Below are 14422 nucleotides of genomic sequence, written 5' to 3'. Positions count from 1 at the left end.
ATGAGTGTCGCCAAGGACGAGCGCGCCCGGCTCTGCGACCTGCTGGCCGAGGTCGGTCCCGACCAGCCCACGCTCTGCGCTGGCTGGACGACGCGGGACCTCGCCGCCCACCTCGTCGTGCGCGAGCGGCGCATGGACGCCGCGCCGGGCATCCTCGTCAAGCCGCTGGCCCCGTACCTCGATCGGGTGCAGGCCAAGGTGGCGGCCAAGCCGTGGAACGAGCTGCTCCGGCTGATCCGCACCGGCCCGCCGGTCTACTCCCCGCACTACCTGCTGGACGACCTGGTCAACACCCCCGAGTTCTTCATCCACCACGAGGACGTCCGCCGCGCCCAGCCGCAGTGGAGCCCTCGGCCCGCCGACCCGCGGCGCGACCGGGCGCTGTGGACCGCGGTGCGCCGCGCGGGCAGGCTGATGTTCCGCAACAGCCCCGTCGGTGTGGCACTGCGCACGCCCGACGGGCGCGAGGTGGCCGTCAAGCGCGGTCCGAACACCGTCACGGTGCTCGGCGAGCCCGGCGAGCTGCTGCTTTTCGCCTTCGGCCGGGACCAGGCCGAGGTCGGGTTCGAGGGCGAGCAGGCGGCCATCGGCGCGCTGCGCGGCCTCGCGCGCGGACTGTAGACCGCCATACACAGGCGAGATGGCGCCACGGCGGACGGTCATCGAGTCGCCGCAACAATGACGAGGTAGCGTCCACCCATGACCACATGTCCGACCGCCGCGCCCGGCAGACCGTTCGGCCGGGTGCTCACCGCCATGGTCACCCCGTTCGACGCCGACGGCGCGCTCGACCTCGACCGGGCTCAGCACCTCGCTCAACACCTGGTGGACCTCGGCAACGACGGGCTGGTGGTCAGCGGCACCACCGGCGAGTCCCCGACGACCACCGACCGGGAGAAGTCCGACCTGCTCCGCGCGGTCGTCGAGGCGGTCGGACACCGCGCGACCGTCGTCGGCTCGGTCGGCACGTACGACACCGCGCACAGCGTCCACCTCGCGCGCGAGGCGGAGAAGGCGGGCGCGCACGGCCTGCTCGTCGTCACCCCGTACTACTCGCGGCCCCCGCAGGCCGGGCTGCTGGCGCACTTCACCAAGGTCGCCGACGCCACCGAGCTGCCGGTGATGCTCTACGACATCCCGCCGCGCTCCGTCGTGCCCATCGCGGTCGACACGCTGCGCAGGCTCGCCGAGCACCCGCGCATCCAGGCCGTCAAGGACGCCAAGGGCGACCTGCTCGCGGGCAGCGAGGTCATCGCGTCGACGAACCTGGCCTACTACTCCGGCGACGACGCGCTCAACCTGCCGTGGCTGTCCATCGGCGGGGTCGGGTTCGTCAGCGTCATCGGGCACGTCGTGGCCGGGCGGCTGCGCTCCATGATGGACACCTACGAGCGCGGCGACGTGTCGTCGGCGCAGATAATCCACAACGGACTCCTGCCCGTGCTGCGCGCGTTCAGCCGGGTCGGCGGCGTCATCTTCAGCAAGGCCGCGCTGCGGCTGCGCGGGGAGAGCGCGGGCGACCCCCGGCTGCCGCTGCCCCCCGCGACCCCGGAGGAGTACGCCGCGATCGCGGGCGACCTCGCCGAGGGCGGCGTCCCGCTGGCCGAGGCGCCCCCGACGCACCAGGCCGCGGCCAGGGTCGCGCACGCCGACGCCGCCGCGGCCTACATCGCCACGACGACGCACACCAGCGCGGGGACGGTCCACAAGTGAGCGGTTGGCCCACCAACCCCCCGCCCGCGCTCGCCGAGGGCGGCCTGCGCGTGGTCGCGCTGGGCGGCATCGGCGAGATCGGCCGCAACATGACGGTCTTCGAGTACGGCGGCCGCCTGCTCATCGTCGACTGCGGCGTGCTGTTCCCGGAGGACCAGCAGCCCGGCGTCGACCTGATCCTGCCCGACTTCCGGGCCATCGAGGACCGGCTCGGCGACATCGACGCCATCGTGCTGACCCACGGGCACGAGGACCACATCGGCGCGGTGCCGTTCCTGCTGCGGCTGCGGCCGGACGTGCCGGTCGTCGGCTCCCGGTTCACCCTGGCGCTGCTGGCGGCCAAGTGCCGCGAGCACCGGCTGGACCCGGTGCTGCGCGAGGTCGCCGAGGGCGACCGGGTCGCCTACGGCGAGTTCTCGTGCGAGTTCTTCGCGGTCAACCACTCCATCCCGGACGCGCTGGCCGTCGCGATCCGCACGCAGGCCGGGCTGGTGCTGCACACCGGCGACATCAAGCTGGACCAGCTGCCGCTCGACGGCAGGCTGACCGACCTGGCGGGCTTCTCGCGCCTGGGCGACGAGGGCGTGGACCTGTTCCTGGTGGACTCCACGAACGCCGAGGTGCCCGGGTTCGTCACCCCGGAGCGCGACATCGGCCCGGTCATCGACGGGGTGATCGCGCGCGCCCAGCAGCGGGTCATCGTGGCCTGCTTCGCCAGCCACGTGCACCGCGTCCAGCAGATCCTCGACGTCGCCGTGGCCCACGGCCGCCGCGTGGCGATGGTGGGCCGCTCGATGGTGCGCAACATGGGCATCGCGGCCGACCTCGGCCTGCTGTCGGTGCCGCCGGGGCTCCTGGTCAACCTCGACGAGGCCATGGCCATGCCCGAGCACGAGGTCGTCTTCGTCTCCACCGGCTCCCAGGGCGAGCCGCTGTCCGCGCTGTCCAGGATGGCCCGCGGCGAGCACCGGCAGATCGCCATCCGCCCCGGCGACACGGTGGTCCTGGCCAGCTCGATGATCCCGGGCAACGAGACCGCGGTGTTCGGGGTCGTCAACGGGCTCGTGCGGCTCGGCGCGCACGTCGTGCACCAGGGCAACGCGAAGGTCCACGTGTCGGGCCACGCCGCGGCGGGGGAGCTGCTGTTCCTCTACAACGCCGTGCGCCCGTCGAACGTGATGCCGGTGCACGGGGAGTGGCGGCACCTGCGGGCCAACGCGGCCCTCGCCGTGCAGACGGGCGTGCCGTCGGATCGGGTGGTCATCGCCGAGGACGGCGTCGTGGTCGACCTGGTGGACGGCCGCGCGGCCATCTCCGGCCGGGTCGAGGTCGGGCACGTGTACGTCGACGGCCTGTCCGTCGGTGACGTCGGCGAGTCGACCCTGTCCGACCGCCTGGTCCTGGGCGAGGGCGGCTTCATCGCGATCACGGTCGCGGTCGACTCGGCCACCGGCCGGGCGATGTCGTCCCCGACCATCTCCGGCCGCGGCTTCTCCGACGACCCGAAGGCCCTGGACGAGGTCGTGGCGCTGGTGGAGAAGGAGCTGGCGCACACGGAGGCGGAGGGCGTCACCGACACCCACCGCATCGCCCAGGCCGTCCGCCGCGTGGTGGGCCGCTGGGTCGCCGACACCTACCGGCGGCGCCCGATGATCGTGCCGACGGTGATCCCGGTCTAGCGCTGTCGGTGGGCCCGGGCAGACTCCGCGCCCGTGCCCACCTTCACCGCCGAGATCCACCGCTTCCCGGGCCCGGGCGGCTGGCACTACGTGCCCGTCCCACCCGAGACCGCCGACCACTTCGCCCCCGGCATGACCCGCGTGGCGGCCCGGATCGGCGCGACCCACTGGGCCACCTCCCTGCTGCCGAAGGGCGACGGAACCCGCTTCCTCGCCCTGAAGGCCGCGGTCCGCAAGTCCGAGGGCCTGCACGAGGGCGACGTGGTGACGGTGGAGCTGGAGCCGGGCCACCGGGGCGGATAGATCACGCGGAACCCGCGGGTTTCGGGCGACCGGATGCCGGTAAACCCCCGATATGACCGCATTGCCGCCAGACCCGGACCCGGACCGCACGCCCGGACTCGAACCGGGTGGTGGGGTGCAGCCGGGGGACACGCCGCCGGACTCGGGCAGCACGACGCAGGGGTTGTCGAAGCCGGAGACCTACCGCTCGCGCGCGGGTGGGATCGCCACGCTCGTCATCGTGCTGATCATCACGCTGGCCGTGGTCGGGCTGCTCGTCGCGCAGCTCGTCGGGTGGGTCAAGGTGTTCTGAGGGTCACCCGCGACCGCTCGCCGCGCACGACCTCCCACACCGTCGCGGGGATGCCCTGGGCGCGCACCGAGCGGGCCAGCCGGTCGTCGTGGGTGAAGACGACGACCTGGCGGGTCGCGGCCACGTCGGCAAGCACCTCGGCCAGACCGTCCACTTTGGCCGAGTCCAGCGCCTGGACCGGGTCGTCCAGCAGGACGAACCGGAACGGGCTGTCGTCGACGCGGGTGCGGGGCAGGAACAGGGCCAGCGCCAGCGCGTGCAGCTCGCCCTGGCTGAGGACGCCCAGCGCGGGCGCGTCGGCGCCGTCGACGCTGGCGTTGAGGTCGGTGCGCCGGCGGGTGTGCGCGCCAGCCAGGGCGACGCCGTCGAGGGAGACGTTGCTGTCCTTGCGCAGGATCGCCCACAGCCGGGCCGTCTGCTCGGCGAACGGGCGCATGCGCTCGTCGCGCAGCCTGCCCGCCATCGCCTTGAGCCAGTCCTCGGCCGTGGACAGCAGCCGGTGGCGCTCGTGCTCGTCCAGCACGCGCCCGGCCTGCTCGGCCCACGCGGCCAGGCGCAGCGCGGTCGGCCGCCACACCTCGTTGATGCTGGCCAACTCCGCCGCTGCCCACTCCCGCGCCTTCGCCAGCGCGTTCTCCAGTGCGGCGTGCGCGGCCACGGCGTCGTCCGCGTCCGCCCAGTCCGCCCACGCCGCCCTGGCGAACGCCGCCTCCGGGATCGCGTCGAGCACGGCGGGCGGCGGGCCGACCAGCCGACGCAGCCGCGACACCGCCGCGGCGTGCTCGGCCCGCGCCGCCCGCTGCGCCTTCGCGGACCGGCGGGCCTGCTCGACCCGGGCCCGCCACCCCGCGTCCAGCGTGCCGTCGCCGCAGACCGGGCACGCGCCGTCGCCGTGCCCGTCGTGGTAGGCCAGCGCGGCGCCCAGCAGGTCGTCCAGGTCGGGGGGCAGGGCCGACACGGCCGCGGTCACCGCGTCGGCCGCGGCGCGCACCTCCGCCACCGCGGCGGCCACCTCGTCGGCCGACGGCAGGGACAGCGCGACCAGCGACCGCAGCGCCCCCACCGGGAGCCCGTCCTCGGCGTCGCCGACGGCGAGCGCGGTGAGCCGGGCCAGCGCCGACCGGGTCGGCGTCAGCAGCCCGACGGCCTCGCGGGCGCGGTCGTCGTCGATCCCGCGCAGGACCTCGCCCAGCGCGTTCTTCTCATCGCGGACGGCCTTGCGCACGCGGTCGAGCTCCAGCCTGCGGGCGCCGAGCCGCGCGCGGGCCTCGTCCAGCCGCTCCAGGCCGAGCGCGCGGTGCAGCACGTCGTGCAGTTCCGCGGGCTTGCCGTCGACCAGCCGACCCAGGTCGGTGTACGACAGGAACGGCCGGTGCGTCTCGAAGTCCCAGTCCCGGCCGGTCCACTCCGGACTCTCGAACGCCGCGCCGTCCGGCCACGACGCGCGGAAGACCGCCGTCTCCCCGCCCGCCACCGTCTCGACCTCGATGGCCGTGGACGGCGAGTGCAGGTTGCGCCAGCCCGCCTGCCAGAGCTTGCGCGCGGAGTCGGCCTTGCCCGCCCAGCGGGAGTTCCGCCGGGTGAGCGCCACCTCGACCGCCTCGGCGATGCTCGACTTCGCCGAGCCGTTGCGCCCGGTGACCAGGGTCAGCCCGGGCCGAGGCGGCAGGGTCAGCTCGACCTGCTCGCCGACGCCGCGGAATCCGCGCACCCGCACCGCGGCGAGGTAGACCTCCGGCGATCGGCCGGGCGCGGCCACCGCCGCGCCCGGCCCGGTCGACGCCCCGCCCAGCGCTCCCTCGACCGCGTCGTCGCCGTCCAGCGCCGCGATGACCAGGTTCCTGGCCGCTTCGGGCAGGTCGGAGTCGGCCAGGTGGTCGCGGACGAACCGGTCGAGGGTGCGCTCGGCGGGCATGCGCGCAAATCTAGCGCGCCGTCGGGAGGTCGTCCGGGGAATCGGCGACGGCCGTCCGGGTGGCCTCCCTGGGCCGGGGCAGCGCGCTGCGGCCCGGCAGCGGCTCGAACCGCTGCGTGAGTTCGTCGAGCATGAGCAGGGTGCCGGTCGGGATGTCGAAGAACAGCCCGACCAGCCGGACACCGCTGCGCTCGACCACCGGCAGCCTGCGCAGGGTCTCCAGCTGCACGGCCACGTTCACCATCGCCAGTTGGTCCACTTCGGACCACCCGTCGGCCGCGGCGTGCAGGCCGAGCGGGTGACCGTCCCGCCATGCGGCGAGGCTGGGGTTCGCCCAGCGCAGCCACTGGCCCATCGGGTCGTCGGACGGGTCGGCCAGCAGCGCGGTCATCGCGCCGCAGCGGGAGTGCCCGCACACCATCACGACGGGCACGCCGAGGGTGTCGACGGCGTACTGCACGCCCGCGTGCACCGACAGGTCGCCGGAGTCGCGCGGGTCCGGCACGAGGTTGCCGATGTTGCGCACGGTGAACAGGTCGCCCGGCCCGGACGCGGTGATGACGTTCGGCACGATGCGCGAGTCCGCGCAGGTCAGGAACATCGCGTGCGGCTGCTGGGAACTGGCCAGCCTGCGCAGGTGCGGACGCAGCATCGGCGCGCCCCTGCGGTGGTACTCCCGCGCGCCGGTCACCAGCGGGTGCAGCACCTCGTGCCCGCGGACCTGCAGCGGGATCGTCGGGTGCACGCGCTGCCAGTGCGACCACGGTGAGAGCCACCGCGGCGCCGGACCGGACTTGCGGCGCGCCGACAGACCCGGCCCGCCGATCTCGTCGACGACCACGCTGCCGCCCGTGCCCTCGTGCGCGTGCCGCCACGCCGTGATGTGGTCGTGGGCGGCGTGGTCGAGGTAGTCGACCACCAACTCCAGGTGCACCGCGCTGCCCTCGGGCACCTGCGCCAGCATCCGCGACAGCCGCGGCACCGACAGGAAGCTCAGCGTGCCCTCGACCACCACCGCGCACGCGGGCCTGCCCTCGGCGTCGGGCTCGGCGGGCTCGACCCGCACCCGGGCCCACACGATGCGCCGCACCGTGGCCAGCAGCGCGCACGCCAGCCCGATCAGCACGCCCTGCAACAGGTCGAGGAACACGACGCAGGAGATCGTCACCAGGTACACGGCCAGCTCGCCATGGCGCTTCGCCGACCGGATGTTGCCCCACTCCACCAACCGCAACCCCACGAACACCAGCAGCCCTGCCAACGCGGCCATCGGGATCTGCTCCACCAACCCCACCAACACCACGGAGAACAGCAACACCCACAACCCGTGCATCACCGCGGACGCACGCGTGCGCGCCCCGGCCCGCACGTTCGTCGAGCTCCGCACGATCACCCCGGTCACCGGCAGTCCGCCGATCATGCCGGAGGTGATGTTGGCCAGGCCCTGGCCCCGCAGCTCCCGGTTGAAGTCCGTGCGGATGCCCGGGCGCATCTTCCCGACCGCCACGGCCGAGAGCAGGCTCTCCACGCTCGCGATGAGCGTCATCGTCAGCACGCCGACCGCGAACGCCGCCCACTCGCCGTCCGGCAGCTCGGGCAGGTGCAGCGCCGAGAGCGGCGAGTCCGGCAGCGACACCCGCGCGATGGGCAGCGCCAGGACCGCCGTCAGCGCCGTCGCCGCCGTGATGGCCACCAGTGGACCGGGCACCGCCCGCACGCGCGCGGGCAGCCTCGGCCAGACCAGCAGCAGCGCGACGACGCCCACGCCGATCAGCGCCGACGCCGGGTCCGGGGACAGCACACCCCCGGGCAGGGCGGTGAGGTTCGCCCACGCCGAGCCGGGCGCGTCGGCGCCGAGCAGCACGTGCGCCTGGCCCAGCACGATGGTGACGCCGATGCCCGCCAGCATCGCGTGCACGACCGTGGGGGAGACCGCCAGCGCGGCCCGGCCGACGCGGCAGGCGCCGAGCACGACCTGGAGCACGCCCGCGATGACGGTGATGGCGCAGGTGACGGTCCAGCCGAAGCGGGCGATGAGATCGGCGACCACGACGGTCAGGCCCGCGGCCGGGCCGCTGACCTGCAAGGGGGATCCGCCGAAGAGACCGGCGACGACGCCGCCGACCACGGCGGCGATGAGTCCGGCGAGGACGGGGGCGCCGGACGCGGCGGCGATGCCCAGCGAGAGGGGCACCGCGACGAGGAAGACGATGAGCGAGGCGGGGATGTCATGACGGGCGTTCTCGGCGAGCCATCGGCGCAGTGGCGGGGAATGCGCGTGGGCTGGGCCGGTCGCGGGTGAGCCACCCATGGGTAACCTCCAGATGTCGCAGAACGGATGCGATAAGCACATGGTGACCGATCGGACACGTGCTGTCGCGTCTGCGGGGTAAACGTTCCTTTACGGAGGCGGGGTTCCCGTGACGGGCCAAGGACCCGAGGCTTCACCCGATCGAGTGGATCTCAGTCGTTCGGGAGTGGTTCGGCAGGCGTAACCGGTCCGCGCGCGGCGATCTGCACGAGCGCCGCGCCGCTCAGCAGCACCGCCATGCCCGCGATCTGAGGCAGCGTCAGGATTTCGCCGAGCATCAGCCACGCGATGAGCGTGGCCACGACGGGTTCGGTCAGCGCGAGGACGCTGGCGACGGTGGAAGGCAGGTGCCGCAGCGAACTGAGGCTCAGCGAGTACGCCAATGCCGTGCTGAGCACCGCGACGGCCACCAGCAGCACCCAGACCGGCGACTCCCACGGTCCGAAGGGGACGGTCTTGCCGAACACCGCCACCGGCATCGACCACGGCGGCACCACCACGAGCAGGCCGACCGCGCCGACCACCATCCCCCAGGTCACCATCCCGATCGGGTGATGTCGGCCTGCGCCCTTCTCGCCGAGCAGGTAGTAGCCCGCAGACGTCACCGCCGCGCCGATCCCGGCGAGCAGGCCGAGCAGGTCCAGCCGCAGCCCGGTCCACACCTGCGCGACGAGCGTCAGCCCGCCCAGCGCGAGGACGGTGCCCGCCCACGACAGCGCCGACAGCCGCGTCTTGCGCACGAACCGCACCCACAGCGCGACGAGGACGGGCGAGGTGTACTCCAGCAGCATCGCCACGCCGACGGGCAGCCGCGACACCGCGATGAAGAACAGCGCCTGCACGGCCGCCACCCCGGTCAGCCCGTAGGCCACCAGCAGCGGCCACTGCTCGCGGCGCACCCGCAGCACGCCCGGCATGGTCGCCGACACCACGGCCAGCAACACGGCCGCCGCCAGCGCCGCCCGCAGCGCGGCCACCTGCATCGGGCTGAGCCCGGCCTGCATGGCGGGCTTGGCCAGCGGCCCGGAACTGGCGAACGCGACCGAGGCCGACAGGATGAACACGGTCCCGCGGGCGTGGTGGCGAGTGATCGGGCTGAGCGTCGTCACGGGTCCCCCTGTCGGTAGTCGTCCGATGGTAGGACGCCACTGATCAGGGCAGCACGCCGCCCGCCCGACCCCCGGCCCGTCGGTCTCCGGGTGCGTCGGGTGGTCGAGGATTCGTCGGCCTGGCTGGGCCAGACCCGGTGGGAGCGCGGAGGGGCGGTCAGTAGGAAACGCGGTGAATCCGGCCGTGCATGGGTGATACGCCTGACGCGGTGCCGCGGATCTCGACGTTCACCTCCCGCCTTCCGCACCACGCCACCGAGGACGCCATCGCCGCTTCGCCTCTTTTCGGTCCGCCGGGTCTTGTCGCCCGGCTCCTGGGAGGCGCGTCGAATAGCGCGCTCGACGCGTCGGGCGTGTCGAAAGGACCTCCATCGAGCAAGGTGGAGGGGCAGACGGCTCAGGTGTGGCTGCCGGTCGGGACCAGCACCGGGGCGGCAGGGGACGGGATGGCGGGCTTCTGGCCCGCCACCACCTCCTCGTGCACCGCCGGGTGGTGGGCTGCGAGGTGCTGGAGGACGCGGCCGATCGGGGTGCCGTAGTTCTCCTGGTGGATCGCCTTGCCCCAGACCGTCACCGGGCCCGACGGGATGGTGCGGAAGCCGCGGTGCAGCGCGGCGACCGACCAGCGGTCGTCGCAGATCGGGGAGCCGGATGAGCCGCCTGAGGTGTCCGTCAGGTAGGTCAGCACGCTCTCGTCGCCGGTGACGACGAAGTTGTCGCGGAAGCCGAGGCGCATGGGGCCGCCGTCGGGGTGCTGCAGGACGTTGACCCGCTCCCGCAGCGCCGTCGAGTTGGGCTTGTGCAGGTGGGTCGGGCGCAGGCACAGCGGCGCACGCGGCGCCGCGCCCTCGGTCAGGCGCAGCACCGCGTAGTCCAGGCCCTCGTCGAACGCCACGCAGCCGGACGACCGGACGACGTGCACGGCCGAGTCCGCGTGGTAGAAGTCGAACTGGACCTCCACCGACCCGCCCTGCAGCGCGAAGTCGCCGGGGGCGGCCCTGGCCTCGGTGACCTGCCGGGCGGCGATCACGTGGTGGTTGGTGATCAGCAGGCCCGGCGCGATGACCCACCCCGTGCCGACCCCGATGTCCGGCCGCCCGCCGCGCTCGGCGGGCACGCCGTCGAAGTGCCTGCGCACCACCAGCTTCGCCACCGAGCGCGACACCTGCGCGCCGCGGTGCAGGAAGCCGACGTCGAGGGTGTCGTCGGCGTCGACGACGACCTCCAGCGCGCCGTCGGAGCCCGGCAGGGCCTGCACGTCCATCGGGCCCGCCGCCGCGCTGGGCAGCTCGGTGTGCGCGGCGGCCCCGTCGACCGAGGCGATCTCCAGCGCCCGCTGGAACACCCGCTGCTCCGGCTGTTCGGCGGCCATCGTGATCGCGTTGTGCAGCCACTTGAGCAGCGGCACCTCGCCCGAGCCCAGCGCCCGGGTCTGGTTCATCCGGTTGGTGAAGGAGACCAGCGTGCCGATGGGCGTCCCGCCGTCGAGGTACATCCCCACGAAGCGGGGGGAGATGCCCGCGCTCAGCGACTCCAGCGCCTTGTCCGTGGCGAAACCGAGGTCGATGGCCGCGCGCTGCACCTCGCGCAGGGCCTCGTCGGTCAGGTACTGGAACGTCATGGCGCCCCCACGGCGACCGAGGGGTACAGCAGCCGCAGCCCCCGCTTGTCCTCTTCGGACAGATCAACCCCGTTGCCGGTCGGGCGGCACGGGCTCGACTCCGTCCGGTAGAACAGCGCCGGGAACGAGTACAGCATCACCGACTTCGCGTCGAACGGGCCCGCCACGACGTCGTACGGGTTGCCCGTGCGCAGGTTCACGTCGACCTTGGCCCTCGGCCAGAAGTTCGGCGCGCCCGCGAGGAAGGTGTAGATGCCCGGCCGGTTGCCCGCCGGGTCGGCGACGAACACGCCGTCGGCGTTCTGCGTCGGCACGTAGCCGGGGTCGTCCTCCCAGCGGAAGTCGCCCTCGCACTCGCCGCGCATGTTCTGGTGGGCGTGGTGGAAGCCGAGCGCGTGCAGGAACTCGTGCCGGACCGTCCCGGCCCACTTCTCGGGCAGCCGCTCGGTGAAGCCGCCCAGGTTCAGGCTGCGCTGGTGCGCCCGGCCGCCGACCCGGCCCACGGCGGGGCCGACCCCGGGGTCGGCGCTGTCGGAGCCGACGAGCGAGAAGTAGCCGGGCAGGTCGAACCCGACCCGGATCTCGGCGGCGTGCTCGGTGTCCTGCTCGGTCCACCGCCGGTACTGCCCGCTGCCCTCGTCCCAGCCGAAGTCGAGCGTGATGCCGCACGCGTCGGTGATCTGCTCGGTGGCGGCCGCGATCTGCCGGTGCAGGGCGGTGTCCCCGCCCAGGAACGCGACGCGCACGGGCGCGCCCAGCGGCCACCGCCCGAGGTCGGTGACCAGGAACTCCATGCCGCCCGCCCGCCGCCGGTAGGCGTCGCGCACGTCCAGCCAGGCCTGCACGTCGTCCGGCAGGGCCTCGATGATCTCCGCGTCCATAGTCGCTCCCCCTGTTCGCGGGTACGACCGTGAAGTCGCGGCTCGACCCCGTCCGGTTAGGGGCGGCGGCATCGCCGATCGGGTGATTGACGAAGCGGTTCCACTCCTTCACCGACGGTAAACGCGTGCCTCCCACGGGCGCAGCGTCGTCGAACGCTCGTCCGGCAGGGTGGCGAGCACGAGTTCGGCGTCCAGCCAGGCCGGATCGATCGCGGCCTGCGCGGGCTCGGCGCTCAGGTTGGCCATGACCAGCAGCTCAGTGCCCTCGTACGAGCGCGTGAACGCGTAGACGCTCGGGTCGTCGGGCAGGAGGAGCGTGAAGTCGCCGTGGACCACGCACGGCTCGGTGTGCCGGAGGTCGATCAGCCTGCGGTAGTGGTGGAACACCGAATCGGGGTCGGACACCGCATCGGCGGCGTTGATCTCCTTGTGGTTGGGGTTGGCCGCGATCCACGGCGTGCCCGTGGTGAACCCGGCGTGCGGGGAGGCGTCCCACTGCATCGGCGTGCGCGCGTTGTCCCGGCCCCTCGCGCGCAGGGCGGGCAGCGCCGACGGGCCCGCCTCGGCGTAGTGGTTGATCGACTCGATGTCGCGGAAGTCGGCGATGGTCTCGAAGGGCGCGTTGGTCATGCCCAGTTCCTCGCCCTGGTAGATGTAGGGCGTGCCGCGGTGCAGGTGCAGGACCGTGCCCAGCGCCTTCGCCGCCAGCGGGCTGCCGTCGCCGTAGCGCGACACCACGCGGGGCTGGTCGTGGTTGTTCCAGTACAGGCTGTTCCAGCCGACCGAGGCCAGCCCCGCCTGCCAGCGGTTCATCGTCGCCTTGAGCGCCACCAGGTCAAGCGGCTTGATGTCCCATTTGGACGGACCGTGGTCGATGTTCACGTGCTCGAACTGGAACACCATGTCGACCTCGCCGCGGGCCGGGTCGGTGAACAGCACGGCCTGGTCGACGGTGACGCCCGGCATCTCGCCGACGGTCAGCAGCTCGCGCTCACGGCCCGCGAACACCTCGCGGTGCATCTCCTGCAGGAACTCGTGGATGCGCGGCCCGCAGAGGTAGAACGCCGAGCCGTCGCCGCCGGGACCGTCGGGCAGGGCCGGGTCCTTGGAGATCATGTTGATGACGTCCATGCGGAAGCCGTCGACGCCGCGGTCGAGCCACCAGCGCATCATCGCGTAGATGGCCTGGCGGACCTCGGGGTTCTCCCAGTTCAGGTCCGGCTGCTTGCGGGAGAACAGGTGCAGGTAGTACTCGCCGGACTCCTCGTCGTACTCCCACGCGGGGCCGGAGAAGAACGAGCGCCAGTTCGTCGGCTCGGCGCCCGGCGTGCCCGGGGTCATGCCCGGGCGGGCGGGCCGCCACCAGTACCAGTCGCGCTTCGCGCGGAACCACGGGTGCTCGTCGGAGGTGTGGTTGACGACCAGGTCCATGATCAGCTTCATGCCGCGCGCGTGCACGCCAGACAGGAGCCGGTCGAAGTCGTCCAGCGTGCCGAACACCGGATCGATGTCCTGGTAGTCGCTGATGTCGTACCCGGCGTCGTCCTGCGGCGACGGGTACACCGGCGACAGCCACAGCACGTCGACGCCGAGCGCGGACAGGTAGTCCAGCCGCTCCTCGATGCCGCGCAGGTCGCCGACCCCGTCGCCGTCGGAGTCGGAGAAGCTGCGCGGGTAGATCTGGTAGACGACTGCGGACTTCCACCAGGAACCGGTCATCCCGCCATGCCACCACGGGACTCTGAAGCGGTCAAGACGACACCGGCCGCCAGGGGCTCTTGGAGTCGGTCGGTCGGGTCGGGTCGTAGAACCGCGGCACGTCGGGCTCGTCGGCGCGCAGCGTGACCAGATCGGCGGTGATCGCGCGCATGATCCGGGTGTGCGCCCGCATGGCGTCGCCCGGCCTGCTCGCCGAGAGGTCCGACAGGTCCACCTCGCCGCCGAAGTGCACCTTGAACACCCGGGGCGAGACGATCGAGCGCAGCGAGGACACCAGCAGCGGCTTGACGTCCGACCAGCCCGAGACGACCTCGGTGCCCCAGTACACGGCCTCGTGCGCGCCCCACTGGCTGATCGTCACCACCGGCACGTTCCCGGACAGCGCCATCCGCGCCACGCCCGTCTTGCCGCGCTCCGGCCACAGCCCCGGCTCCCGGCTCACCCGGCCCTCCGGGTACACCAGCAGCGGCGAGCGGGCCGTGCGCAGCGCGTCGACCGCGCGGTCGAACGCCTCGGCGACGTTCGCCTTGCCCCGGTCGACCCGCAGGTGCCCGCTGGCGCGCAGCGCGTTGCCCAGCACCGGGGCGTCCAGCAGGCCCGCGGTCAGCATGAACTTCGGCGGCAGCCCGATCCGGTCGCACGCGGCGATCAGCACGAACGGGTCGAACATCCCGATGTGGTTGGCGGCCACCAGCACCGGCCTGCCGCGCAGGTGCGCGGGGAACTCGCCGCTGATCTCCAGCCTGCCGAGCAGCCGGACCACGCCCCGGTCGACCTTGGTCAACGCCCGCCACAGCCGCGGAACGTCGGCCGTGCGGCGTGTCGGCTCGTCCGCACCCCCATGTAGCGCAACCATGGTCGGAGCATCGCACGCCCCGC

General features: G+C 73.2%; 12 protein-coding genes. 5 read left to right on the top strand and 7 right to left on the bottom strand.

Going from position 1 to position 14422, the window contains the following annotated elements; all coding sequences use genetic code 11:
* The 5 genes from IEY98_RS18395 to IEY98_RS18375 all read left to right on the top strand — a co-directional run bounded on the left by IEY98_RS18395 (window position 1) and on the right by IEY98_RS18375 (window position 3987).
* The gene (locus IEY98_RS18395) at window positions 1-621 is read left to right on the top strand and encodes a TIGR03085 family metal-binding protein (RefSeq protein ID WP_189211631.1); all 621 of its coding nucleotides are present in this window, start codon (window positions 1-3) and stop codon (window positions 619-621) included.
* A gap of 78 nt (window positions 622-699) precedes the next feature.
* A complete protein-coding gene (gene dapA / locus IEY98_RS18390) occupies window positions 700-1713 on the top strand; it encodes a 4-hydroxy-tetrahydrodipicolinate synthase (protein WP_189211630.1) in 1014 nt (337 codons plus the stop codon).
* Entirely contained in the window at window positions 1710-3392 is a 1683-nt protein-coding gene (locus IEY98_RS18385) for a ribonuclease J (RefSeq protein WP_189211629.1), read from the top strand. The genes dapA and IEY98_RS18385 overlap by 4 nt, the downstream gene beginning before the upstream one ends.
* A 33-nt stretch (window positions 3393-3425) precedes the next feature.
* Window positions 3426-3695, top strand: a complete 270-nt coding sequence (locus IEY98_RS18380; protein ID WP_189211628.1) for a DUF1905 domain-containing protein — start codon at window positions 3426-3428, stop codon at window positions 3693-3695.
* Window positions 3696-3747: 52 nt separating this feature from the next.
* Window positions 3748-3987 carry a DUF6480 family protein gene (locus IEY98_RS18375; protein ID WP_189211627.1) on the top strand — a complete coding sequence of 80 codons (240 nt, stop codon included), beginning with the start codon at window positions 3748-3750 and terminating at the stop codon, window positions 3985-3987.
* Here the strand turns inward: IEY98_RS18375 and IEY98_RS18370 are convergent.
* The 7 genes from IEY98_RS18370 to IEY98_RS18340 all read right to left on the bottom strand — a co-directional run bounded on the left by IEY98_RS18370 (window position 3974) and on the right by IEY98_RS18340 (window position 14399).
* Entirely contained in the window at window positions 3974-5902 is a 1929-nt protein-coding gene (locus tag IEY98_RS18370; RefSeq protein ID WP_189211626.1) for an AAA family ATPase, read from the bottom strand. The genes IEY98_RS18375 and IEY98_RS18370 overlap by 14 nt on opposite strands.
* 10 nt (window positions 5903-5912) lie before the next feature.
* Entirely contained in the window at window positions 5913-8213 is a 2301-nt protein-coding gene (locus IEY98_RS18365; RefSeq protein WP_189211625.1) for a SulP family inorganic anion transporter, read from the bottom strand.
* A 152-nt stretch (window positions 8214-8365) separates the two neighbouring features.
* Window positions 8366-9322, bottom strand: coding sequence for an EamA family transporter (locus IEY98_RS18360; RefSeq protein ID WP_229787007.1), 957 nt, complete (start codon window positions 9320-9322; stop codon window positions 8366-8368).
* 397 nt (window positions 9323-9719) lie between these two features.
* On the bottom strand, window positions 9720-10943 hold the full coding sequence (locus IEY98_RS18355; RefSeq protein ID WP_189211624.1) for a trypsin-like peptidase domain-containing protein: 1224 nt from the start codon (window positions 10941-10943) through the stop codon (window positions 9720-9722).
* Window positions 10940-11824, bottom strand: coding sequence for a zinc metalloprotease (locus IEY98_RS18350; RefSeq protein ID WP_189211623.1), 885 nt, complete (start codon window positions 11822-11824; stop codon window positions 10940-10942). Before IEY98_RS18350 ends, IEY98_RS18355 begins: the two co-directional genes overlap by 4 nt.
* A gap of 108 nt (window positions 11825-11932) precedes the next feature.
* Window positions 11933-13543, bottom strand: coding sequence for a glycoside hydrolase family 13 protein (locus IEY98_RS18345; protein ID WP_189211622.1), 1611 nt, complete (start codon window positions 13541-13543; stop codon window positions 11933-11935).
* Window positions 13544-13574: 31 nt separating this feature from the next.
* Window positions 13575-14399 (bottom strand): lysophospholipid acyltransferase family protein, encoded by an 825-nt coding sequence (locus IEY98_RS18340; protein WP_189211621.1) that lies wholly within the window; start codon window positions 14397-14399, stop codon window positions 13575-13577.
* Window positions 14400-14422 lie beyond the last annotated feature (23 nt).

The sequence above is a fragment of the Actinokineospora fastidiosa genome, assembly GCF_014648415.1.
Taxonomy (GTDB): Bacteria; Actinomycetota; Actinomycetes; order Mycobacteriales; family Pseudonocardiaceae; genus Actinokineospora; species Actinokineospora fastidiosa.
The sequence above is the reverse complement of the archived record's forward strand: the minus strand, read 5'-3'. Positions and strand labels throughout refer to the sequence as shown.